The following is a 22,756-nucleotide window of genomic DNA, read 5'->3' as shown; positions in this document are numbered from 1 at the left end:
GCGACATGCGATGTCATTTCTTCATCACGTCGACGTCATGTCGCCTCCCTAGACTGGGCGCCGCTCCAGCCCGGCACGCGCCGGTCCGGTGTGTGCCGACACCTGCCCCGCGCATCACGAGCGCGCGGCACGCAGGATTGCCACGGCGGCCGCGCCATCCGCGCGACGTCGCGCATCGCGCATCGCACATCGCCGCGATACGCGTCCGATGCCCCGAACGCGCACGCATCGCCGATCGTCCCGGGGCGCGACGATGCCCGGTCACCGCCAGACGAACTCGCGAACGCTCCCACCCTCACAGGATCCAAACGCCATGACGTCACGCCGCAAATTCCTTCAGCAGACCGCCGGTTCCGGCCTCGCCGCCGCCGCGCTGTCCGCGTTTCCGCCGAGCATCCGCCGCGCGCTCGCCATTCCCGCCTTCCACGAAACGGGGACCATCAAGGACGTCAAGCACGTCGTGTTGCTGATGATGGAGAACCGCGCGTTCGACGGCTACTTCGGCACGTTCAAGGGCGTGCGCGGTTACGGCGACCGCTTCGCGGTGCCGTCGCCGAACGGCCGCGACGTGTTCTACCAGACCTACACGAAAGCGACGCCCGCGACCACCTTCACGCCGTACCACCTCGACGCGAGCCAGGGCAACGCGCAGCGCGCGGGCGGCACGCCGCATACGTGGGCCGACGCGCAGGCCGCGTGGGACCACGGCCGGATGAACCGCTGGCCCGACGCGAAGACGCCGCTGTCGATGGGCTATTACGACGCGGCCGAGGTGCCGTTCCAGCGCGCGCTCGCCGACGCGTTCACGCTCTGCGACCACTATCACTGCGGGATGCACACGGGCACCATCGCGAACCGGCTGTTCTACTGGAGCGGCACCAACGGCCCGAACGGCACCAGCCCGGCCGACGGCAGCCGCGTGAAGGTCGCCGCGCTGAACAACCAGTTCAACGGCGGCAACGACATCGGCCCGTCGAGCCAGGGCTGGACGTGGACGACCTACGCCGACCGGCTGCAGCAGGCCGGCGTGAACTGGAAGGTCTACCAGAGCCTGATCGACAATTTCGGCTGCAACGAGATGATGAGCTTCCGCCACTGGCGCGCGGCCATCGAGCAGATGCCGGCCGCACGCCGGCCCGCGTACGTCGCGTCGACGGACATCACGCAGCCGGTGACGGCGGCCGGCGCGTTCTACGATCCGGCGATCGACGATCCGTTGAGCCCGCTCGCGAAGGGCTTCGGCAACACGATGCCGTACGGCTTTCTCGAAACGTTCCGCGACGACATCCGCAACGGCAAGCTCCCCGAGGTGTCGTGGATCATCCCGCCGTCCGTCTACAGCGAACATCCGGGGCCGTCGAGCCCCGCTCAGGGCGCGTGGTACGTGCAGGCGGTGCTCGACGCACTGACGGCGAATCCGGACGTGTGGAGCAAGACCGTGCTGCTGATCAACTATGACGAGAACGACGGCTTCTTCGACCACATGCCGTCGCCGGCCGTGCCGTCGCGCAACGCGGACGGCTCGCTCGCGGGCGGCCATACGCTGGCGGCTGCCGACGTCGACGTCGAGTACCACGACTTCGCGCCGGCCACGTCGAGCCAGCCGGCGGCCGACGGCCGGCCGTACGGGCCGGGCCCGCGCGTGCCGATGTGGGTCGTGTCGCCGTGGAGCCGCGGCGGCTGGGTCAACTCGCAGGTGTTCGACCATACGTCGACGCTGCTTTTCCTCGAGAAGCGCTTCGGCGTCGTCGAGCCGCAGATCAGCGCATATCGCCGCGCGGTGTGCGGCGACCTGACGAGCGCGTTCAACTTCCGCGCGCCGAACGACGAACCGCTGCCGACGCTCGCGGGCCGCACGACGAAAAGCCAGGTCGACACGCTGAGCACCGCGCAGCAGGCCGCGCCGAAGATCACGCCGCCGGCCACGCCGTCGCCGCCTGCACAGGCCACCGGCGTGCGCCCGTCGCGCGCGTTGCCGTATGAGCTGCATGCGAGCGCGCAGGTCGATCCCGGCAAGGGCACCGTCACGCTGAAGTTCGCGAACACGGGCCGCGCGGCCGCGGTGTTCCACGTCTACGACAAGCTGCATCTCGACCGCGTGCCGCGCCGCTACGTCGTCGAACCAGGCAAGGCGCTGCGCGGCGACTGGGCGGCGCTGGCCGACGACGGCGGCAAATATGACCTGTGGGTGCTCGGCCCGAACGGCTATCACCGCCGCTTCACCGGCGATCTGGCCCGGCTGACCGGTGCACGCACGCCGCATCCGGAAATCCGGGTCGGCTATGCGGGCGCGAGCGGCAACCTGCATCTGCGGCTGCGCAACGACGGCGGCAGCACGGTGCGCTTCACGGTGAAGTCGAACAAGGTGTACGGCCAGTTGTCCGGCCGCGGCGCGACCGACGATCGCGGGCACGGCAACGACACGGGCACGACGTGGACCGTCCCGGTACACGCCGGCGGCCAGTCGGAACTGCACTGGAACCTCGACTCGACCGGCCACTGGTACGACTTCGTCGTCACCGCCGACAGCGACGCGAGCTTCTCGCGCCGCGTGGCCGGCCGCGTCGAAACGGGTCGCCACTCGGTCAGCGACCCGGCGATGGGGTTCGCCGACCGCTTCTGACGGCACCTGCGCCCGCCCGGCCCGAGCACCGGCCGGGCGCCTGGCGCGGCGCGGTCCGATCCGGCTGAAACGCCCGCCCGGCGCGGCTCAAACATCAGAAGGATAGGTGGTGCAGCCCTCATTTCCTGTCCACGAAAATGCTCCGTGTTGCGGCCCGTTCGCGTTAAACTTCGTCAAGCTGCATTCAACAACGACATCTTCGCCAATCTGGCACACACGACACGAGGATAGGTTCGATGCGCACTACCGGCTCATCCGGGGCAATGACCCTGCTCACCGAACACGACCCGGCCGACGGCCGCGAACTGCGCTCGCTCAGGCTCGAATCGACCGCCGACGGCAAGAGCGTGCTGCTGATCGAGATCGACGAACGCAAGCCCGGCATTCACCGCGAGGTCCGCTACGAGATCACGCCGGCCGAACTGATCGCCGCGATCCGCTCGCACGGCGCCGAGCTGCCCGGAGAAAACCACGGCGCCGCCTCGCTCGCCCGCTCGTCTTCCTGATGTCCGACGGTGAGCCACGTGCAACGCACTGGCTCACCGTTCTGTCCGCATTTCCCTGCCGCCGTCAGGCGCTTTCCGTCATTCCCCTCCGCCCGGTTGAAAATGGCCGATAATCGGCCAATCCGCGCATCTTCCTCACGCGCTTCCTTTTCGGCCAGCCGTCATGCTCCGTGACCTCGTCGCCCAATACGGGCCGCTTCTCGTCTTCGCCAATGTACTCGCGGCGGCCATCGGCCTGCCCGTACCGGCGATGCCGACGCTCGTGCTGTTCGGTGCGATGGCCGCGATGCATCCGGCGATGATCGGCTCGCAGCTCTTGACGGTGCTGGCGCTGTCGGTCCTCGGCGCGCTGATCGGCGACACGGTGTGGTACGTCGCCGGGCGGCGCTACGGCGGCACGACGCTCAAGACGATCTGCCGGCTGTCGCTGTCGCGCGATACCTGCGTGAGGAAAACCGAACGCTTCTTCGGCCGCTACGGCGTGCGCGTGCTCGCGGTCGCCCGCTTCATTCCGGGGCTGTCGCTCGTGTCGGTGCCGATGGCCGGCGCGCTCGGCACGCGCTATCGCACGTTCGCCGGCTACGATGCGCTCGGCGCCGCGCTGTGGACGACCGTCGGGCTCGTCGCGGGGCTCGTGTTCTACCGGCAGATCGACTGGCTATTCGCCGGCGCGAGCCGGCTCGGCCGCGCGGTGCTGCTGGTGATCGTCGCGCTGCTAGCCGTCTATGCTGCCGTGCGCTGGATGCGCCGCCGCGCGCTGATCCGCCAGCTCGCGAGCGCGCGGATCGGCGTCGACGAGCTCGACCTGCTGCTGCGCGACGCGGCCGCGCCGGTGGTGCTCGACGTGCGTTCGCCCGAGCACCGCAAGCTCGACCCGTTCACGATTCCCGGTGCGCAATTCGCGGACGAGCGGCACATCGAGGACATCGTCGCGCGCTACCCGTTCTCGCAGAAGTTCGTCGTGTATTGCTCGTGCCCGAACGAAGTGACGGCCGCGCTGATGGCCAAGCGCCTGCTCGATGCAGGCTTCACCGACGCACTGCCGCTGCGCGGCGGCCTCGACGCCTGGCGCGACACGGGGCGGCAGCTCACGTCGCTGGTGGAAGACATCCCCGCCGCGAACGATCCGGTGGCGGGGTTGCACAAGCCGGCCTGATCGAGCTGATCGCAGGCCGGCCGCGCACGAACAGTTTCGAAGGGGGCGTTGCGCCCCCCTTCGATCAGAACGCGTGCAGCGGCACGTTCACGACCAGACGGTATTCCTTGTTGGTCGCGTCCGAGTAGTGCGCGGAACCGTTGTGCCACATCGCGATGAACGTGACCTTCGTGTCCTTCAGCTTGCCGCTCTGGAACGTGTACGACGGGATGAAGCCGAACTCGTGGTGACGGCCCTGCACCGGTGCGCCGTTGCTCCAGTAGATGCTCGACTTGCTCGGATCCGCCGCCGCGCCCGCGCTCGCATCCGCGCCCCAGCCCGTCACGCCCCATACCATCGCCTTGAAGCCCGGCAGGCCCGCTTCCTTGCCGTAGAACGTGTAACGCAGCTGCAGCGACTTTTCGTGCGGCGCGTTGTAGTCGACGTCCATCGAGTTGGTCAGGAAGATGCCGTTGGTTTCATTGAGGTAGTCGAAGAACTGGTCGCCGAGCACTTGCTGATAACCGAGCAGCAGTTCGTGCGGACCGTGTTGCGCGGCCAGCGACAGGCTGTACGCGTTGTTGTTGATCTTGCCCTGCAGCGCGTCGCCCGTATCGTGCGTCGAGTAAACGTTACCAAAGCCGGTCCACTTGATCGACTTCACATCGCCGATGCTGTGCTTCACCGACGCGTAGTACTGGTGCCACACGTCATCGGCCTGGTTCGCGTACAGCGCGACTTCGCCGTTCTCCGAATAGTCCCACGTGCCGCCGACGTAGGTCAGGCGATTGATGCGCGTGCCGCCATACTGCGTCGCGAGGTTGGTGAGCGTCGTGTGGCCGCGCGCATCGGTCTTCGTGAAGCTGCCGGCCTCGAGCATCACGTTCTTGAATTCGTTGCTGACGATCGTCGCGCCGAGAAACGTCGGCGGCAGCGCGCGGTTGTCATGCTGCTCCATGAACGGGTTGTCGACGGCCTGCAGACCGTACTTGACCACCGTGTTCGAGATGCGCGCCTTCACGTCGTAGATGCCCGGATAGGCCCACGCGAGCTGGTTCGAACCGCCGCCACCCTTCGCGATGTGCACCATGCTGCCGGCGCCGGCGCCGCCGTCGAGCTTCAGCGCCGCATACAGCGACGCGTCGAAACCGATGCCGATCAGGCCGGTCGTGTAGCCCGACTCGAAGTTCGCCATCGCGCCCTGGACCCACGCGTGACGATGCGGTCCGCCCTTGTTGTCCAGCGTGTCCGCATAGTTGCGGAACAGGAAGTTCAGGTGGCTGTCGGCAATGAAGCCGTTCGACTTCGACTGCGCCGAAGGCTCATCGGGCGGCGTGACGGCCTGGTTCGCCTCGGCGTTGATAATGGCGTTCGGGGTCGTTGCCTGCGCAACCGACGTGCTTGCGCCGGCGGACGGCGCGGCCTGCGCGACCGTCAGCGGTGCGGGGGCCGCGTCGTCGGCGTGCGCGACACCGCTCAGCGATACGCCGGCAAGCGCAGGCAAGCCCCATGCAAGCAGCATCTTCGATGCCGTCCCGATCGTCTTTTGCTTTTTCATCGTCATTCTCGTCTTGTGTTGATGTCGTCCACGCCGGTTGCGATCCGCTTCCAGCCCCCCGGCGAGCCCGGTTAAGGACGCGCCTTTACCCGCGACGCGAAGATCGTTCGCGCCGCACCCTACCCCTGTTGACCTGCCTGGTTATGTTTGCTGCGTCACTTCACGCCGCCACGCCCGCCCGGATGCACGCGACACGCGCCGCCGAGCCGTGCCGCACTTCCGGCAGCGGCACGTCCTGCGCACACGCGTCGATCGCGACCGGGCAGCGCGTGCGAAACGCGCAGCCGGACGGCGGGTTGAGCGGCGACGGCATCTCGCCCGCCAGCAGCATCGGACGGCGAGCACGCTCGCGCGCCGGCTCCGGCGTCGGCGCCGCATCGAGCAGCGCCTTCGTGTACGGGTGCTGCGGCACGCCGTACACGTCATGCCGCGTGCCGAACTCCATCACGCGGCCGAGATACATCACGAGCACGCGCTGGCTGATGGCCTTCACCACCGCCAGGTCGTGCGCGACGAACAGATAGGACAACGACAGTTCGCGTTGCAGATCGCGCAGCAGGTTCACGATCTGCGCCTGGATCGACACGTCGAGTGCCGATACGGGCTCGTCGCAGATCACGAGCTTCGGCTCGCCGATCAACGCGCGCGCGATACCGACGCGCTGGCACTGTCCGCCCGAAAATTCGTGGGGGTAGCGCAGCAGGTGATGCGCGTTCAGGCCGACACGCTCGAGCATCGTGACCACGCGGCGCCGCACTTCGGCGCGGCCAAGGCCGGCGTGGTGCGTGACGAGCGGCTCCGCAACGATCTGTTCGATCGTCATGCGCGGATCGAGCGACGCGAGCGGATCCTGGAAGATCATCTGCACTTCGCGGCGCATCGCGGTGCCGCGCAGGTGATCGGGCGCGACGGCTTCGCCGCGCCAGCGCACCGTGCCGGCCGTCATCGGCACGAGGCCGATCAGCGCACGCGCGAGCGTCGACTTCCCGCAGCCCGACTCGCCGACGAGCCCGACCGTCTCGCCGCGCTTCACGTCGAACGACACGCCGTCGACCGCGCGCAGCGTGCCCTTGGGCGACCACGGATAGCCGCCGAGCGGCACGCGGAAATGCACCTTCAGATCCTCGACGGACAGCAGCGTGTCGCCCGTCGCGCCGGCATTGCGGCGTTCATCGACGCTCATCGCAGACCTCCCGTCAGATCGGCCAGCGGCCGGTGGCACGCGCGCACCGCGCCCGCGACGCCATAGGTTTCGAGCGCGGGGCGCGCGGCACCGCAGCGCGCCTCCGCATACGTGCAGCGTTTCGCGAACGCGCAGCCGGCCGGTGCGGTGCCGGGCATCGGCGGATTGCCGGGAATCGCGACGAGCGGCGCATCGTCGGCGTCGGTCAGGCGCGGCAGCGCGTTGAGCAGACCGATCGTGTACGGATGCGACGGCGCCGCGAAGATCGATTCGGCCGGCGCGTATTCGACGGTTCGGCCCGCATACATGACCATCACGTCGTCCGCGAGGCCTGCGACCACGCCCATGTCGTGCGTGATCAGCACGATCGCGGTGCCGCGCTCGCGGTTCAGCTCGCGCAGCAGATCGATGATCTGCGCCTGCACGGTCACGTCGAGCGCGGTGGTCGGCTCGTCGGCGATCAGGATTTCCGGCTCGGACAGGAGCGCCATCGCGATCATCACGCGCTGGCGCATGCCGCCGGAGAATTCGTGCGGATACATGCGGATGCGGCGCGCCGCATCCGGAATGCGCACCGACTCGAGCGCCTCGATCGCGCGCCTGGTCGCCTCCTTGCGCGACAGCTTGCGATGCAGTTGCAGCGTCTCGGTCATCTGCCGCTCGATCGTCAGGAACGGATTGAGCGACGTCATCGGATCCTGGAAGATCATCGCGATCCGGTCGCCGCGCACCGCGTTCAGCGCGCGCGTATCCATCTCGAGCAGGTTGTCGCCGCGATAGCGCGCGGCGCCCGTCGTCGTGCCGTTGCCGGCCAGGAGGCCGAGCAGCGCCATCACGGTCTGGCTCTTGCCCGAGCCCGATTCGCCGACGATGCCGAGCGTCTTGCCGGCTTCGAGCGAGAACGACACGCCGCTCACGGCGTCGATCGGCGGCGCGTCCTTGCGCGTGAAGCGCACGCCGAGGTTGTCGACTTCGAGTAATGCAGTCATCTCAGCGATCCTTCGGGTCGAGCGCGTCACGCAGGCCGTCGCCAACGAAGTTCACGCAGTAGAGCGTCACGCACAGCATGACGGCCGGAGCCAGCAGCAGCCACGGCATCGATTCGAGTTTCTGCGCGCCGTCCTGGATCAGCACACCCCAGCTCGTCATCGGTTCCTGCACGCCGAGGCCCAGGAACGACAGCACCGATTCGGTCAGCACGATGTTCGGCACCGAAACAGTTGCATACACAACGACCACGCCAAGCAAGTTCGGCACGACATGGCGCACCACGATCGATGCCGGCGACACGCCGATCGCGCGCGCCGCGTCGACGAACTCGCGGTTGCGCAGCGACAGCGTCTGGCCGCGCACGACGCGCGCCATGTCGATCCACGAGAACGCGCTGATGGTCAGCACGACCAGCATGAACGAGCGGCCGAACAGGGTCATCATCAGGATCGCGATCAGCAGGTACGGGATCGCGTACATCATGTCGACGACGCGCATCATCGCGGAGTCGGCACGGCCGCCCGCGAAACCGGCGGTCGCGCCCCATGCGACGCCGAACAGGCCGGACACCAGCGTGCCGAGCAGGCCGACCTCGATCGACACGCGGCCGCCGATCAGCGTGCGCACGAGCAGGTCGCGGCCGAGTTCGTCGGTGCCGAACCAGTGCTGGTTCGCGAGCGTCGGCGGGAGGCTGATCGCGCCCCAGTCGCTCGCGGCGGGATCGGCGGCGAGCAGCCACGGGCCGACGAAACACGCGAGCGTGATGAGCGCGAGCAGCACGAGGCTGAACACGGCCGCGCGGTTGTGAAGGAAGCGCGCGAACGCGAGCGCGAGCGGCGAGCGCGAACGCGGCGGCGAATCGGTCTGCACGGGCAGGCCGACGACGGGAGTAGTCGGAGTCATCGCGGTGCCTCGCTCAATAACGGATGCGCGGATCGAGCCACGCATACGCGAGGTCGACCAGCAGGTTGAACAGCACCGCGCAGACGGTGGTCAGCACGACGAGGCCGAGCACGAGCGTGTAGTCGCGGTTGATCGCGCCGTTCACGACGAGCTGCCCGAGCCCCGGCAGCGCGAACACCGATTCGGTGACGACGGCCGCCGTGATCGACGTGATGCAGACCGTGCCGAACAGCGACACGACCGGCATCAGCGCGGGCTTGAGCGCGTGGCGCAGCACGATCGTCGAGCCCGGCAGGCCCTTCGCGCGCGCGGTGCGGATGTAGTTGCTCGACAGCGTCTCGATCATCGAGCCGCGCATCACGCGTGCGAGCAGCGACACGTTGATGAAGGTCAGCAGCACGATCGGCAGCAGGCGGTACTGCCAGCCGCCGTCGCCCCAGCCGCCGGCCGGCAGCCAGCCGTTGCCGGCCGACGTCTTCAAGAGGATTGCGAAGATCCACACCAGCACCGGCCCGAGCACGAAAGGCGGCACGACGTTGCCGAAGTTGCCGATCAGCATCACGAAGCGATCGATCACGCTGTCGCGGCGCACGGCCGCGACGGTACCCAGCAGCACGCCGAACACGATCGAGATCGGGATCGACACCCCGCCCACGCCGAGACTCACGGGCAGCGCCTTCTTCACGAGATCGTTCACCGACCAGTCGACGTAACGGAACGACGGGCCGAGATCGCCTTGCAGCAGCGAACCGAGATACAGCAGGTACTGCTTCCACAGCGGCTCGTCGAGGTGGTACTTCGCGTTCAGGTTCGCGAGCGTCGCCGCGGACAGCTGCTTCTCCGTATCGAACGGACCGCCGGGCGTGAAGTGCAGCAGCAGGTAGCAGACGGTGATGACGGCGAGAATCGTCGGCACCGCCCACAACGTGCGTCTCAATGCGTAGGCCAGCATGATCGCTCCGCTCAGTGCTTGATCAGGTACATGTCCTGCGAAGCACGCATGTCGATCACGTTCTTCAGCGAGTAGCCGCCCACGTAGGGCTTCACGAGACGGTCCGCCGAGTACTGGAACAGCGGCACCATCGGCGTGTCGTTCATTGCCGTGTCGTGCGCCTGCGTGAGCTGCGCGGCGCGCGCCTTGTCGTCGAGCTTCTGGTTGCCGTCGTCGACGAGCGTGTCGACCTGCTTGTTGCAGTAGCCGACGGTGTTCTGCGAGCTGCCGCAACGGATCAGGTCGAAGAAGGTCATCGCGTCGTTGTAGTCGGCGAACCAGCCGTCGCGCGCGATCTGCACCTTGCCGTCATGCCGTTCCTTCATCAGCACCTTGAACTCGACGTTCTCGAGCTTCGTGTTGATGCCGAGCTTCGTCCGCCATTCCGATGCGGTGAACAGCGCGACCTTCTTGTGCAGGTCGTTGGTGTTGTACGTGAGCGTGAACGACAGCGGCTTCGCGTCCGAGTAGCCGGCCTGCTTCAGCAGGTCCTTCGCGGTCGAGATGCGCTTGGCCATCGGCCACGACGCCCACTCCGGCGTGAACGGCTGCACGCCCTTCGTGCCGTTCGGCATCAGGCCGTACATCGGCTTCTCGCCCGCCTGCGTGAGCTTCGACGTCAGCACGTCGCGATCGATCACCATCGACAGCGCCTGGCGCACGCGCTTGTCCTTGAGCGCCGCATCGCTGTTGTTCAGGTAGTAGTAATAGGTCGCGAGCTGCAGGCCCGGGCGCAGCTCGCCGCCGAACTGCTTGCTGACCTGCTGGAAGATGCCCGACGGAATCGAGTAGCTGTAGTCGATCTGGCCGGCCTGGTACATGCGCATCGCGGTTTCGTCGCTTTCGATCGGCAGGTACGTGACCTTGTTGATCACGACCTTCGGCGCGTTCCAGTACTTCGCGTCCTTCGAGATCACGATGCGGTTGTTCGGCTGCCAGTCGACGAGCTGGTACGCGCCGTTGCTGACGATGTTGCCCGGGCGCGTCCATGCGTCGCCGAACTTCGCAACCGTGTCCTTGTTCACCGGCGCGAGCGGCACCATCGCGGTCAGTTCGGGGAAGAACGCGACGGGCACGTCGGTCGTCACTTCCAGTGTGTACGGGTCGACCGCGCGCACGCCGAGCGTCGTCGGCGCAGCCTTGCCGGCGATGATGTCCTTCGAGTTCTTCACGAACTCGACGAGGATCGTGTACTTCGAGCCCGTCTTCGGATCGACGAGGCGCTGCCACGCATAGACGAAATCGGCGGCCGTCACCGGCTGGCCGTTGCTCCACTTCGCATCGTGGCGCAGCTTGAAGATCCACGTCTGCGGCGACTTGCGCTCCCACGACTGCGCGACGCCTGGCACGACCTGGCCGGCTGCATCGATGCGGGCGAGGCCTTCGAACAGGTCGAGGCCGATCGTGTTGCCGGTCCACGACTCGATGTGCGCCGGATCGAGCGACTCGACTTCGGCGGGCACCTGGCGCGTCAGGTCCTGTTGAGGAGCGAGCGCGACGTTCGACGGAACGGTCACGGCGTGAGCGGCGGGCGTCGTCAGGGCGAGCGCGGCCAGCACGGCCGACATGGCATGCAAGGATTTCATCGTGGCGGTCTTGAGAAGGTTGTTCGGTGAGCGATGCGCGGCGAATGCCGCGGTTACGCTTGAGACGCTGACGGGTGCAGCGGTTGAGGAGGCCCGTGATTCTCGTATTGCATCTTAGTATTCCTTACGTTTCTTTCGACAGGTATTCCGTCTCCGAAACGAAGGAATACCTGTGCGTTAGAACAGCCGCGGCGTACCGACCCAGACCACCACCGACTCGATCTTCGCGGTGTTGACCCAGCTGTGCGGGACCGTCGACTGATAATGCGAACTGTCGCCGGCCTGCAGGACGAACGTCTTGCCTTCCAGCGTCAGCGACACTTCCCCTTCAATCACGTACAGGAACTCCTCTCCTGCATGTGTCGTCACTTCCGACCGCTTCTGCCCCGGCGGCATCCGCACGAGGATCGCCTCGAGCTGACGCCCTTCGGTCACGTTGGTCAGCCTCGCGAACAGGTTCGCCGAATCGGCGAATCCGAAGAAGCGCAACTGATCGCCTCTGCAGACCGAGCGTTCCTCGCTCGGCGTATCCACGAAGTACTGCACCGTCACGCCGAGCGCCTGTGCGATACCGGCCAGCGACGTCAGCGACGGCGACGCCAGCCCGCGTTCGACTTGAGACAGAAACGGCTTCGAAATCCCCGCGGCGGTAGCGGTGTCGTCGAGCGTGCGCTTGAGTCGTTGGCGCAACGCGCGGATCTTGCTGCCCAGTGCTGCGGCAGCGTCTGCCGACTGCGAGTTTTCAGTGGGGGGAACCATAGCAGGCCGAAAAGTGGTCGTCAAAAAATGTTTGATGGAAAGTAACTAAGTTAGATCGATTTGGCTTAGTCTTCGGGTTCGCACACGTCTTCGGTGTTGAGCCCGGTGCACTAAACAGGGCACGAGGCGAGCGAAACGACGCGCTATCTTGCCAGACTCGCCCGCTTCACAGGCAAGCTGCAAGCGGCTCTCCGGGAATTTGCGGAGAACGAGCGCGATTCTTACAAATAGATGATGAGACGAATATTCCTGAAAGCTGCTGCCATATCGGGAGTTTCCCTGAGTGGCGCGGACCTGACGCACCGGACCGGCAAACGTTACCATTCGCGCGCCGGTCGGGGTCGTGCACCGCCTTGCCTGGCGGCGTCCGACCCCGGCCCGGGCTAACCGCCCGACTGCTCCATCGCCGACGCAAAGCCTACCCGGCCACAGTGCTCCGGCGCCAGTTCGACCCCAAGGCGACGCGCGATCCGCGCCGTCCGTTTCAAACGAGATTGATGATGCACGCACCTGTTTCACAGACCCGATCGTTTACGACGGTCTTCCTTATCGAAATGTGGGAGCGCTTCGGCTACTACGGCATGGCCGCGCTCCTGGTCCTCTTCATGGTCGACCGGCTCGGTTTCACCGACAGCCATGCGAACCTGACCTGGGGCGCGTTCACCGCGCTCGTCTACGCGTCCCCGTCGATCGGCGGCTGGATCGGCGACAAGGTGCTCGGCGCCCGTCGCACGATGATCATCGGCGCGGCCGTGCTGTGCGCCGGCTACCTGATGCTGGCGGTGCCGAACGACGCGCTGGCATACATGTATGCGTCGCTCGGCGTGATCGTCGTCGGCAACGGCCTGTTCAAGGCCAACGCGGCGAACCTCGTGCGCCGCATCTATGAAGGCGACGATGCGCGCATCGACAGCGCGTTCACGATCTACTACATGGCGGTCAACATCGGCTCGACCGTGTCGATGCTCGCGACGCCATGGATCAAGGATCACTGGGGCTGGCACACCGCGTTCGCGGTCTGCTGCGCCGGGATGCTGCTCGCGATCCTGAACTTCATGCTGATGCACCGCACGCTCGCGCACATCGGCTCGCAGCCCGACGACGAGCCGATCCGCTGGAAGCGCCTCGGCGGCGTGGCGGCAGGCGGCGTCGCGCTCGCGCTGATTACGCTGTACGTGCTGCAACACAAGCAGCTCGCGGTCGCGAGCGTGTGGACGGCCGCATTCGCGATCCTCGCGATCTTCGCGTACATGATCGCGAAGTCGGAGCGTTCGGAGCGCGCGGGCCTGATCGCGGCGCTCGTGCTGATCGGCCAGGTGATCCTGTTCTTCATCTTCTACGTGCAGATGTCGACATCGCTGACGCTGTTCGCGCTGCGCAACGTCGATCCGCGCTTCATCCTGTTCGGCACGACGCTGTTCACGTGGAGCGCCGCGCAGTTCCAGGCGCTGAACCCGATCTGGATCATGATGCTGAGCCCGGTGCTTGTGTGGATCTACAACGCGGTGTCGAAGAGCGGCCGTGACCTGCCGGTCGCGGCGAAGTATGCACTCGGCTTCGGCGCCGTGGCCGCCGGCTACCTGGTGTTCACGATCAGCGGCCGCTACGCGGTGGACGGTCGCGTGTCGTCGTGGTTCATGGTGTGGGGCTACGGCCTCTACTCGCTCGGCGAACTGCTGGTGAGCGGGCTCGGCCTCGCGATGATCGCCCGCTACGTGCCGGCGCGCATGAGCGGCTTCATGATGGGCGCGTATTTCGTCGCGACGGGTGTGTCGCAGTATCTGGGCAGCGTCGTCGCGAACTTCGCGCAGATGCCGTCGCACGACCTGCCGGCCACCGAATCGCTGCCGCTCTACCTGTCGCTGTTCGAGAAGCTCGGCTGGCTCGCCGCGATCGGCATGCTGCTCGCACTTCTGCTGCTGCCGATGATGAACCGCCTGTCGCGTCAGCATCAGCGCTGCGCGGAAGAGCGCCGCGAGGAAGAAGCGGTTCAGGCGCAGGCGATGGCCTCGGCGCAGTAAGTACTATCCCTCGGCGTGCGGCCTGCACGCCACATTCTCCCGCCAGCGCGGCCAGCACGTCCTACACTGGTTGCAACGGCGCATCCGCTCCGTCGCGATGCGCACTGGCGGGAGAAGATCATGAAAAGCAAAACGACTCGGCTCTTGAGGATACTGTCGGACATCCGGCACGCGCAGCGCTGCACCGCATTGCGCGCCGCCCGGGCCGCGGCCGAAGCCGACGCGGTGCTCGCGGAGCAGGACGATCCGACGTCCGACGAACGCGACGACGCTGAATCCGACGACGCGACCGCCGTCCCCCGCTCCCGCATCGGCTCACCTCACTGACCGCACCGACGCCGCGCGGCGCGCTGCGTGCCGCCTCCGTGCTTCCGCGTTGCCCGCGCTTTCGCGTTACCCGTGCTTTCGCGCCGCTCATGCGGCCGCGCCGCGCCAGCGCGCGAACCACGTTCCCGAACCCGCCACGGCCATCATCATCCCGATCGCGCATGCGTCGGCCGCAAGACCCACGCCGATATGCCGCAGCTCGGCGCCGTTCGCGACCGGATGCAGCAGCGAATCGATGACGAGCGAGATCGCCGCACCCGCGACGAAGCAGATCAGGCCGCGCCGGCCGACCGCGACGACGGGCTGCACGGCCTGCGCGATGCGCGCGATCCAGCCGCGGCGCACGCAATCGGCCATCAGCCACGCGATCGCGGCGAAGCTCACGATACGCGGCAGCGCGAGATCGCGCTTGAGCACGCCTTCCGGCACCGGCAGCCCTGAGAACAGCTTGTAGCTCGCGCAACCGAGCACGATCGCGCACGCGACGCCGGTCGCCGCGGCGCCCCAGCGACCGAGCGCGACACGCCGGTAGAACGGCTGGCAGCGCGCGAGCACGCCGGCGACGAACATCAGTTGCCATGCAAACGGGTTGAAGCTCCAGCGGAACCCATCGGTATCCAGCAGCTCGGGGCCGAGCCAGCCGGCCGCGACCCACGACGTCGCGCTGAACGCGACGAGCAGCCACGGATGCCGACGCGCGAACGGCACGATCACCGGCGACGCCAGCGCGAACAGCACGTACATCGGCAGCACCGACGCGAGATACGGCTGGCGCTGGAACGTGAGCAGCTCGGCCGCACCCGTGAGCGGCGACGCGAGCATCACGCTGACGTCGTCGAGCGCGAGGTTGGGCGCGTCGATCCCGTAATGGTCGAGCACGGCGGACACGACGAGCATCAGCGTCGACGTCGCGAGAAACGCGCGATAGATCTGCATCGCGCGCCGCACGAACCGCTGCTGCGCGGCGCGCGCGCCGTGCCGGTCGGCGATTGCGCCGTACGCGCTCGCGGTAGCGAAGCCGCCGAGGAACACGAACACCTCGGCTGCGTCGCACAGCGCGAATGCGTGGAGTGTCACGCGCGACAGCATGCTCGCGCCAATGTGATCGACGACGATCATCAGCAGCACGATGCCGCGGAAGAAATCGACTTCGATCAGGCGGCCGCCGCGCGCCGGCGGCACCGAGACGGCGGGCGGCAGGCTCAACGACATGGCCGCACCTGCGCGACGCCGGTGCGGCACGCACCGGCGGAGGATTCGGAAGGGAGAAGGCGAACGCGATCAGCGGCGATGCGCGTATGCTCGCATCGCGCCAACCCGGCCGGCCCGGCACGGAGATGACCGTTCATGGAAAAGCCGCATACGAAGAGAAGACGGTCAGGTCAGTCTAGCGGCCGGTCGGGGGATACCCTAAGTAACAAAGTGCAACGGAATCTTCTGTTCGATTACAGGCGTGACGTCGGCGATGCAAAGCTGGCAAGGCCGCCAGCCGGACGTCAGCGCGATGCCAGTTCGACGCCAGCATCGCGAGATTCGACGCAACGAACACACGATGCGCGGCACGTTCGTTGCCGCGGTCGCGCCGCCGAGCGACGGCGCTCAGCCGCGCATGGGCAAGCGCCGCATCAGCATCGCGCTGTGCCACGCGGTCAGCGCGACGGCGGCCCAGATCGGCCCGTACGTCGCGAGCTGCGCGACGCTCAGTGTTTCGCCGAGCAGCAGCAGCGACACCGCGACGAGCAGCACCGGCTCGACGTAGCCGAGGATCCCGAACAGCGCCATCGGCAGCATCCGGCTCGCCTTCAGGTAGCTCGCGAGCGCGAGCGTGCTGAGCACGCCGAGCCCCGGCAGCAGCATGGCCCACAGCAGCGGGTGGCTGGCGACCGGCGTCGCACTTGCCGACACCATCGCGAGCGCGACCGGGCACAGTAGCGCGATCTCAAGCGCGAACGCGGCGAGCGAATCGGCGTTGATCCGGCGACGCAGCACGAAATACGGCGGATAGCCGAGCGCGACGACGAGCGTCGGCCACGCGAACGCGCGCGTCGCCCACACCTCGTGCGCGACGCCGAGCGCCGCGCACGCGACCGCTGCCCATTGCAGCGGGTCGAGGCGTTCGTGATAGTAGAAGCGGCCGACGAGCACCATCGTCAGCGGCAGCAGGAAATAGCCGAGCGACACTTCGAGCATGCGCCCGTGCAGCGGCGCCCACAGGAACAACCACAGCTGCAGGCCGAGCAGCGCCGCGCTCGCCGGCAGCGCGATCAGCAGGCGCCAGTCGCGCACGCTGCGCCGCACGAGTTCGACGAGCGCCGGCCAGCGGCCGCGCAGCGCGATCAGCGCGAGCGCGCCCGGTGCGGTCCACAATATGCGCCACGCGAAGATGTCGAGCCCCGTGAGCGGCGCGAGCAGTTTCGCGTAGGCGGACATCAGCGCGAACAGCGTCGACGCCAGCACCGACAGCATGATGCCGCGCCCGGCCTCCGGATACCCCGTCATGTTGTTTTCGCCTTACTGCTGCTGGAAGCGCTCGAAACGCTTTTCGATCGGACGCTCCTCGAACGTGACCTCGGTCACGCGTGCGGACGGCGGCCCGTGGCGCAGCCACGCGAGCATCCGGTCGATCTGCGCGCCGGGGCCCTGGATCATCGCCTCGACGCTGCCGTCCTCGAGATTCGCGACCCAGCCGCGCAGCTTCAGCGCGTGCGCCTCGCGCACCGTCGCGTGACGGAAGCCAACGCCCTGCACGACGCCGCGTACCCGCACGTAGTAGGTCTCGATCCGTTCGTCCAGTTCATTACGGCTCATCGCGTCGCCCTCCCGTAGCATTCAAGCCCGGCATTGTAGTCGCGTCGGCCGCTTCGCACACGTGCCCGGCAAGCCGGCCGCACGCGGCGGCCGTCGCCCGCTGCGGCCGCCGTGGGGCGCTCGCGTCGCCGGGCGCGCCGACCACGTACAATCTCGCCGACGCACAACCGCCGCGCCGCCCGCGCGGCCCTGAAGGAAACGCATGACTGATACCTCCCGCGATCTCGTTCTCGTCACCGGCGCGTCCGGTTTCGTCGGCTCGGCCGTCGCACGCATCGCGCAGCAGAAGGGCTATGCGGTGCGCGTGCTGGTGCGCCCGACCAGCCCGCGCACGAACATCGCGGATCTCGACGCCGAGATCGTCACCGGCGACATGCGCGACGAGACGTCGATGCGCGCCGCGCTGCGCGGCGTGCGCTACCTGCTGCACGTGGCGGCCGACTACCGGCTGTGGGCGCCGGATCCGGACGAGATCGAGCGCGCGAACCTCGAGGGCGCGGTCGCGACGATGCGCGCCGCGCGTGCCGAAGGCGTCGAGCGGATCGTCTACACGAGCAGCGTCGCGACGCTGAAGGTCACGAGCGCAGGCGATCCGTCCGACGAAAACCGCCCGCTGACCGCCGAGCAGGCGATCGGCGTGTACAAGCGCAGCAAGGTGCTGGCCGAGCGCGCGGTCGAGCGGATGATCGCCGACGAAGGGCTGCCGGCCGTGATCGTCAACCCGTCGACGCCGATCGGCCCGCGCGACGTGAAGCCGACGCCGACCGGCCGCATCATCGTCGAGGCCGCGCTCGGCAAGATTCCCGCGTTCGTCGATACCGGGCTGAACCTCGTGCACGTCGACGACGTCGCGCACGGCCACTTCCTCGCGCTGGAGCGCGGCCGCATCGGCGAGCGCTACATCCTCGGCGGCGAGAATCTGCCGCTGCAGCAGATGCTGACCGACATCGCGCAGATGACGAATCGCAAGGCGCCGACGATCGCGCTGCCGCGCTGGCCGCTCTATCCGCTCGCGGTCGGTGCGGAGGCCGTCGCGAAGTTCACGAAGAAGGAGCCGTTCGTGACCGTCGACGGCTTGCGCATGTCGAAGAACAAGATGTATTTCACGTCCGCGAAGGCCGAACGCGAGCTCGGCTACCGCGCACGTCCGTACCGCGAAGGACTGCGCGATGCACTGGACTGGTTCGCCTCGGCGGGCTACCTGAAGTAACACAAAGCGGCGTGCGTCACGCCGCTTTGCGCACTTTGTTACACGTCGCTGACGGACCGGCACCGGCGCAGCGGTTAAAATCGCGGGTCTTACGCAGAGAAGACACGCATGAACCTGAACGAACAGATCGATTCGCTCAACGCGGGCGTCGATCGGCTCCTCCACGATCACCATGCCGCGCAGCAGGCGGCACGCAGCGCGGAAGCGTTCGCGCGCGCCGCCGCCGCGGAAGCCCAGGCCGCAGCCGAACGTCACGCCGCCGCCGAGACCGAAGCACTGGCCGCCGCGCAGCGCCACACGGCCGCAGCCGCCGACGCCGAGGCCGCGCAGCAGCGCCACGCCGACGCCACCGCCGAGGCCGAAGCCGCCGCCCAACGCCACATCGAATCCGCCGCCCAGGCCGAGGCCGCTGCCCAGCGGCACGCCGAGGCGACCGCGCTGACCGAAGCGCTCGCGCAGCGTCATGCGGATGCCGAAGCCGCGTCGCAGCGTCATGCGGCCGCGATCGCCGAAGCCGAGGCCGCCGCGCAGCGTCATCACGCCGCCGCGACCGAAGCGGATGCAGCCGCGCAACGTCATGCAGCGGCCACCACGGAAGCCGAAGCCGCCGCGAAGCGCCACGCAGCCGCGATCGCCGAGACCGAGGCACTCGCGCAACGTCACACGCAGGCGATCGCCGAGGCCGAGGCGCTCGCGCAACGTCACATGCAGGCGATCGCCGAAGCGGAAGCCGCCGCGCAGCGCCATGTCGAGGCAACCGCCGAAGCACAAGCCGTCACGCTGCGTCACACCGAAGCGATCGCGCAAGCCGACGCGGCCGCGCAACGCCACGCGGCGGCGACTGCCGAGGCCGAGGCCGTCGCGCAACGCCACGCCGAAGCGATCGCACAGGCCGAAGCGGCCGCCGAGCGTCACGCGAAGGCGATCGCCGACGCGGAAGCGCTGGTCGAAGCCGTCGTGAAGGACGCCGCGACGAACGCGGCGGTTGTGGCAGCCACACCGGCCGTCGCGGCTGAAGTCGCCGAACCGGTTGTCGAATCCGCTGTCGAGCCGGTGGCGGACGCAGCCGCGGCAGCGTCCGCCGAGGCCGGCACCGCCGTCGTCGCGCCGGCCGCCTGCACCGCAATCGAAGTCGCCCCCGCTGCCGAAACAGCGGACGCCGCCGCGGACAAGCCGACGTTGCACGTCGCTCGCCCGTCGCAGAACGAACTGACGCTGACCGTCAACGGCCAGTCGATCACGCTGCACCCGGAGCAGCTCGGCCAGCTGATCGAGGAACTCGCGCATGCGCGCGCGTCGATGCAGCCGGAACCGCCGCCGGGCATCCCGGCCGGCTGGCGCTTCGTGACGACGAAGAACCCGATGATGGCCGTGCAGAAGCAGTCGAACGGCGACCGCCTGCTGGTCGCGCGCCACACCGGCTACGGCTGGGTGCCGTTCACGTTCTCGCCGGACGTCGTGATCCAGATGTACATGATGCTGACGCAGCGATAAGCACGCGTGGCGACGCCGTAAACGACAAAGCCCGATCGACTCACAACCGATCGGGCTTTTTGCTTTCCGGAATCCGGAGGAACGACCGGCGTCCGCCGGCGCCTGTCAGCGCTCCACCGGCGCCTGCACGCGCGCCTTCCACTGGCCGCCCTTGCCGCGCCAGTAGCGCCACGCCGACGCGAACGTCGCGCCGACGTAGAACAGCGCGACGAGCGGCAGCGCTGGCGCCCACAGAGGCGAGCGGCGGTAGTAGCGCAGCATCGGCGCATAGGCGGTGCACATCGACGCCCATGCGAGCCACGCCGGCCAGGCGCGCGCGCCGTACGCGAGCGCGGCGACGGGCGGAACGAGGTAGATGATCGTCATGCCGAGCAGCGTGCCGGCGAGCAGCAGCGGTGAATAGTGGAGCTGCGTGAACGCGGTGCGCGCGATCATGTTCCAGATGTCGCGCCAGCTGTCGTACGGACGCAGCGACACGCTGCGGTCGGCCAGATCGAGCCGAATCGGATGCCGGCCGCTGCCGCGATGCTTGATCTGCGCGGCAAGGCTGCAGTCGTCGATCAGCGCGCCGCGGATCGATTCGATGCCGCCCGCCTCCTCGAGCGCGCTGCGCTTGACCAGCATGCAGCCGCCCGCGGCGCCGGCCGTCCGGTTGCGCGGATTGTTGATCCACGAGAACGGATAGAGCTTCGCGAAGAAGAACACGAACGCCGGAATCAGCGCCTTTTCCCAGAAAGAGTCGCAGCGCAGCCGTACCATCAGCGATACCAGATCGCGCTGTTCGGCCTGCGCGCGCGTGACGAGCTGGGCGACGGCGTCTGGCGGATGGCCGATGTCGGCATCGGTCAGCAGCAGATAGTCGGCCGGCAACCCGAGCGTGCGCACCGCGGCGATGCCCTGCGACTGCGCCCACACCTTGCCCGACCAGCCGGCCGGCAGCGGCTTCGCGGCCAGCACCGTCAGGCGGTCGGCGCGGTTGATCGCGAGCGCGGCGGCGCGCGCCGCGTCGGCGGTGCCGTCGTCGCTGTGGTCGTCGACAATGATCAGATGAAAGTCGCCCGGATAATCCTGCTCGAGCAGCGACGTCGCCGCGCGGGCGATCACGTCTGCCTCGTTGCGCGCCGGCACGACCGCGACCACGGCCGGCCAGCCGGCCTCGGCCGCGGCGCCGCGCGCCTCGGGCGGCAGCGCCCGCGCGGGGCGCGCGCGCCAGAAGCCCCCACGCGCAACGAGCAGCACGATCCAGATCAGCAGTGACAGGCCGGACACCAGGAACGTAATTGCCAGCATCATCGGCACGCCTCCTGCCGGATGCCGGCGCGAGCGGCACCGGATCGTCCGGCCATAATCAGGGTCGGAGTGAAAACACCCGTGACCGCATCGGCGGCAGGGCAATATGCGTAAGAATCGACGGTCATCGAATGGCCTTGAAATGAGCGCGACGCCGGGCAGCCGGACAGGCTGCCCGCGAAACCGCGCAGTTTACCGGGTTCCGCGACCGCGAGCGCCGACGCGGCTCTGCGGCGAATGCAACACGGCCGATACGGCACCAGAGCAAGGACGGCGCGATAGGGTTAAAATGCGCGATTAATTCGGGGTTCCGGGGCCTGGCCTGGCCGGTTCGTTTCCTGCCTTCATAACATCAAGCCGGGGCGAGCGAGCAGTGCCAGCTCCTCGAACCCCGGCGTCTGTCGTCGGAGTTCGCTCACTTATGCGAGTCATCCTTGCCCAGCCCCGCGGCTTTTGTGCGGGGGTTGTCCGTGCGATCGAGATCGTCGATCGCGCGCTGCAACAGCACGGCGCGCCGGTCTATGTGCGTCATGAGATCGTGCATAACCGGCATGTCGTCGAAAACCTGCGTAATAAAGGGGCACGATTCGTTGAGGAGCTCGACGAGGTGCCGCATGGCGCCGTGGCGATCTTCAGCGCGCACGGTGTTGCCCAGACGGTCGAACGCGACGCCGAAACGCGCGGGCTCGACGTGCTGGACGCCACCTGCCCGCTCGTCACGAAAGTGCATGTGCAGGGCCGCCAGTACGTCGCGGCGGGCCGCCGGCTGATCCTGATCGGCCATGCGGGCCATCCGGAAGTCGAGGGCACGATCGGCCAGATTCCGGCCGAGGTGATCCTCGTGCAGAGCGAGGCAGAAGTCGCTACGCTGACGCTGCCGATCGATACGCCGGTCGCGTACGTCACGCAGACGACGCTGTCGGTCGACGACACGCGCGGCATCATCGAAGCGCTGCAGCGCCGGTTCACCGACATCGTCGGCCCGGACACGCGCGACATCTGCTACGCAACGCAGAACCGCCAGGCCGCCGTGCGCGAGTTGAGCAGCCAGGTCGACGTGCTGCTGGTCGTCGGTGCGACGAACAGCTCGAACTCGAACCGCCTGCGCGAGATTGGCACCGAAAGCGGTGTGCCGAGCTATCTCGTCGCCGACGGCTCGGAAGTGAAGCCCGAATGGTTCGCGGGCGTGCAAACGGTCGGCCTGACCGCCGGCGCGTCGGCGCCCGAGGAAATGGTTGAGGATGTAATCGGCGCGCTGCGCGCGCTGGGGCCCGTCGATGTCACGACGATGACGGGCCGTGAGGAAAAAGTCGAATTCAAGTTGCCGGCGAAGCTTACGCAAGCTGTCGCCCGCGAAGTTTAAGGAGGACAA

The 22,756-nt window shown here is 67.7% G+C and carries 19 protein-coding genes; 8 read left to right on the top strand and 11 right to left on the bottom strand.

Features of this window, described 5'->3' with window-relative positions:
* Positions 1-313 precede the first annotated feature (313 nt).
* From ACT2FV_RS10745 to ACT2FV_RS10735, 3 genes are all read left to right on the top strand, one after another.
* The gene (locus tag ACT2FV_RS10745) at positions 314-2,623 is read left to right on the top strand and encodes a phosphocholine-specific phospholipase C (RefSeq protein ID WP_444503826.1); all 2,310 of its coding nucleotides are present in this window, start codon (positions 314-316) and stop codon (positions 2,621-2,623) included.
* Between the two features lie 236 nt (positions 2,624-2,859).
* Positions 2,860-3,129, top strand: a complete 270-nt coding sequence (locus ACT2FV_RS10740; RefSeq protein WP_059598918.1) for a hypothetical protein — start codon at positions 2,860-2,862, stop codon at positions 3,127-3,129.
* A gap of 163 nt (positions 3,130-3,292) precedes the next feature.
* On the top strand, positions 3,293-4,285 hold the full coding sequence (locus ACT2FV_RS10735) for a DedA family protein/thiosulfate sulfurtransferase GlpE (RefSeq protein WP_059528794.1): 993 nt from the start codon (positions 3,293-3,295) through the stop codon (positions 4,283-4,285).
* A gap of 64 nt (positions 4,286-4,349) precedes the next feature.
* On the opposite strand, the gene ACT2FV_RS10730 is transcribed toward ACT2FV_RS10735, so the two are convergent.
* The 7 genes from ACT2FV_RS10730 to ACT2FV_RS10700 form a co-directional block, all read right to left on the bottom strand.
* Entirely contained in the window at positions 4,350-5,822 is a 1,473-nt protein-coding gene (locus ACT2FV_RS10730; protein ID WP_444503825.1) for an OprD family porin, read from the bottom strand.
* Positions 5,823-5,982: 160 nt separating this feature from the next.
* On the bottom strand, positions 5,983-7,005 hold the full coding sequence (locus tag ACT2FV_RS10725; RefSeq protein ID WP_059528798.1) for an ABC transporter ATP-binding protein: 1,023 nt from the start codon (positions 7,003-7,005) through the stop codon (positions 5,983-5,985).
* Positions 7,002-7,994 carry an ABC transporter ATP-binding protein gene (locus ACT2FV_RS10720; protein WP_124901733.1) on the bottom strand — a complete coding sequence of 331 codons (993 nt, stop codon included), beginning with the start codon at positions 7,992-7,994 and terminating at the stop codon, positions 7,002-7,004. The genes ACT2FV_RS10725 and ACT2FV_RS10720 overlap by 4 nt, the downstream gene beginning before the upstream one ends.
* Before the next feature lies 1 nt (position 7,995).
* Positions 7,996-8,898: an ABC transporter permease gene (locus ACT2FV_RS10715; RefSeq protein ID WP_444503824.1), complete on the bottom strand. Its 903-nt coding sequence runs from the start codon at positions 8,896-8,898 to the stop codon at positions 7,996-7,998.
* A 13-nt stretch (positions 8,899-8,911) separates the two neighbouring features.
* Positions 8,912-9,850, bottom strand: coding sequence for an ABC transporter permease subunit (locus tag ACT2FV_RS10710; RefSeq protein ID WP_059598913.1), 939 nt, complete (start codon positions 9,848-9,850; stop codon positions 8,912-8,914).
* 11 nt (positions 9,851-9,861) lie between these two features.
* A complete protein-coding gene (locus ACT2FV_RS10705; RefSeq protein ID WP_124624504.1) occupies positions 9,862-11,475 on the bottom strand; it encodes a peptide ABC transporter substrate-binding protein in 1,614 nt (537 codons plus the stop codon).
* A gap of 177 nt (positions 11,476-11,652) precedes the next feature.
* Positions 11,653-12,234, bottom strand: a complete 582-nt coding sequence (locus ACT2FV_RS10700; RefSeq protein WP_059448921.1) for a cupin domain-containing protein — start codon at positions 12,232-12,234, stop codon at positions 11,653-11,655.
* A 497-nt stretch (positions 12,235-12,731) separates the two neighbouring features.
* Between ACT2FV_RS10700 and ACT2FV_RS10695 the strand changes: the two genes are divergently transcribed.
* Complete coding sequence (locus tag ACT2FV_RS10695; protein WP_059680248.1) at positions 12,732-14,255, top strand: peptide MFS transporter; 1,524 nt, start codon at positions 12,732-12,734, stop codon at positions 14,253-14,255.
* A gap of 120 nt (positions 14,256-14,375) precedes the next feature.
* On the top strand, positions 14,376-14,582 hold the full coding sequence (locus tag ACT2FV_RS10690) for a hypothetical protein (RefSeq protein WP_059598910.1): 207 nt from the start codon (positions 14,376-14,378) through the stop codon (positions 14,580-14,582).
* 87 nt (positions 14,583-14,669) lie between these two features.
* Here ACT2FV_RS10690 and ACT2FV_RS10685 read toward each other — a convergent pair whose 3' ends face one another.
* The 3 genes from ACT2FV_RS10685 to ACT2FV_RS10675 form a co-directional block, all read right to left on the bottom strand.
* Positions 14,670-15,794, bottom strand: a complete 1,125-nt coding sequence (locus ACT2FV_RS10685) for an OpgC domain-containing protein (RefSeq protein WP_151050597.1) — start codon at positions 15,792-15,794, stop codon at positions 14,670-14,672.
* Between the two features lie 387 nt (positions 15,795-16,181).
* On the bottom strand, positions 16,182-17,081 hold the full coding sequence (rarD, locus tag ACT2FV_RS10680) for an EamA family transporter RarD (protein ID WP_059598908.1): 900 nt from the start codon (positions 17,079-17,081) through the stop codon (positions 16,182-16,184).
* 12 nt (positions 17,082-17,093) lie between these two features.
* Positions 17,094-17,390, bottom strand: coding sequence for an acylphosphatase (locus tag ACT2FV_RS10675; RefSeq protein WP_012367074.1), 297 nt, complete (start codon positions 17,388-17,390; stop codon positions 17,094-17,096).
* Between the two features lie 202 nt (positions 17,391-17,592).
* On the opposite strand from ACT2FV_RS10675, the gene hpnA reads away from it, so the two are divergent.
* Together hpnA and ACT2FV_RS10665 are read left to right on the top strand one after the other, a co-directional pair.
* Positions 17,593-18,600, top strand: coding sequence for a hopanoid-associated sugar epimerase (gene hpnA / locus ACT2FV_RS10670; protein ID WP_444503823.1), 1,008 nt, complete (start codon positions 17,593-17,595; stop codon positions 18,598-18,600).
* A gap of 108 nt (positions 18,601-18,708) precedes the next feature.
* Positions 18,709-20,094 carry a phage tail protein gene (locus tag ACT2FV_RS10665; protein ID WP_444503822.1) on the top strand — a complete coding sequence of 462 codons (1,386 nt, stop codon included), beginning with the start codon at positions 18,709-18,711 and terminating at the stop codon, positions 20,092-20,094.
* A gap of 105 nt (positions 20,095-20,199) precedes the next feature.
* Here the strand turns inward: ACT2FV_RS10665 and ACT2FV_RS10660 are convergent, their stop codons facing one another.
* The gene (locus tag ACT2FV_RS10660; RefSeq protein ID WP_059680243.1) at positions 20,200-21,387 is read right to left on the bottom strand and encodes a glycosyltransferase; all 1,188 of its coding nucleotides are present in this window, start codon (positions 21,385-21,387) and stop codon (positions 20,200-20,202) included.
* Positions 21,388-21,805: 418 nt separating this feature from the next.
* Here ACT2FV_RS10660 and ispH point away from each other — a divergent pair, with 418 nt between their 5' ends.
* Positions 21,806-22,747 carry a 4-hydroxy-3-methylbut-2-enyl diphosphate reductase gene (gene ispH / locus ACT2FV_RS10655; RefSeq protein WP_059598904.1) on the top strand — a complete coding sequence of 314 codons (942 nt, stop codon included), beginning with the start codon at positions 21,806-21,808 and terminating at the stop codon, positions 22,745-22,747.
* The last annotated feature ends 9 nt before the right edge of the window (positions 22,748-22,756 follow it).

It is taken from the genome of Burkholderia sp. PR2 (assembly GCF_052372875.1).
Classification (GTDB): domain Bacteria; phylum Pseudomonadota; class Gammaproteobacteria; order Burkholderiales; family Burkholderiaceae; genus Burkholderia; species Burkholderia diffusa.
The sequence above is the reverse complement of the archived record's forward strand: the minus strand, read 5'-3'. Positions and strand labels throughout refer to the sequence as shown.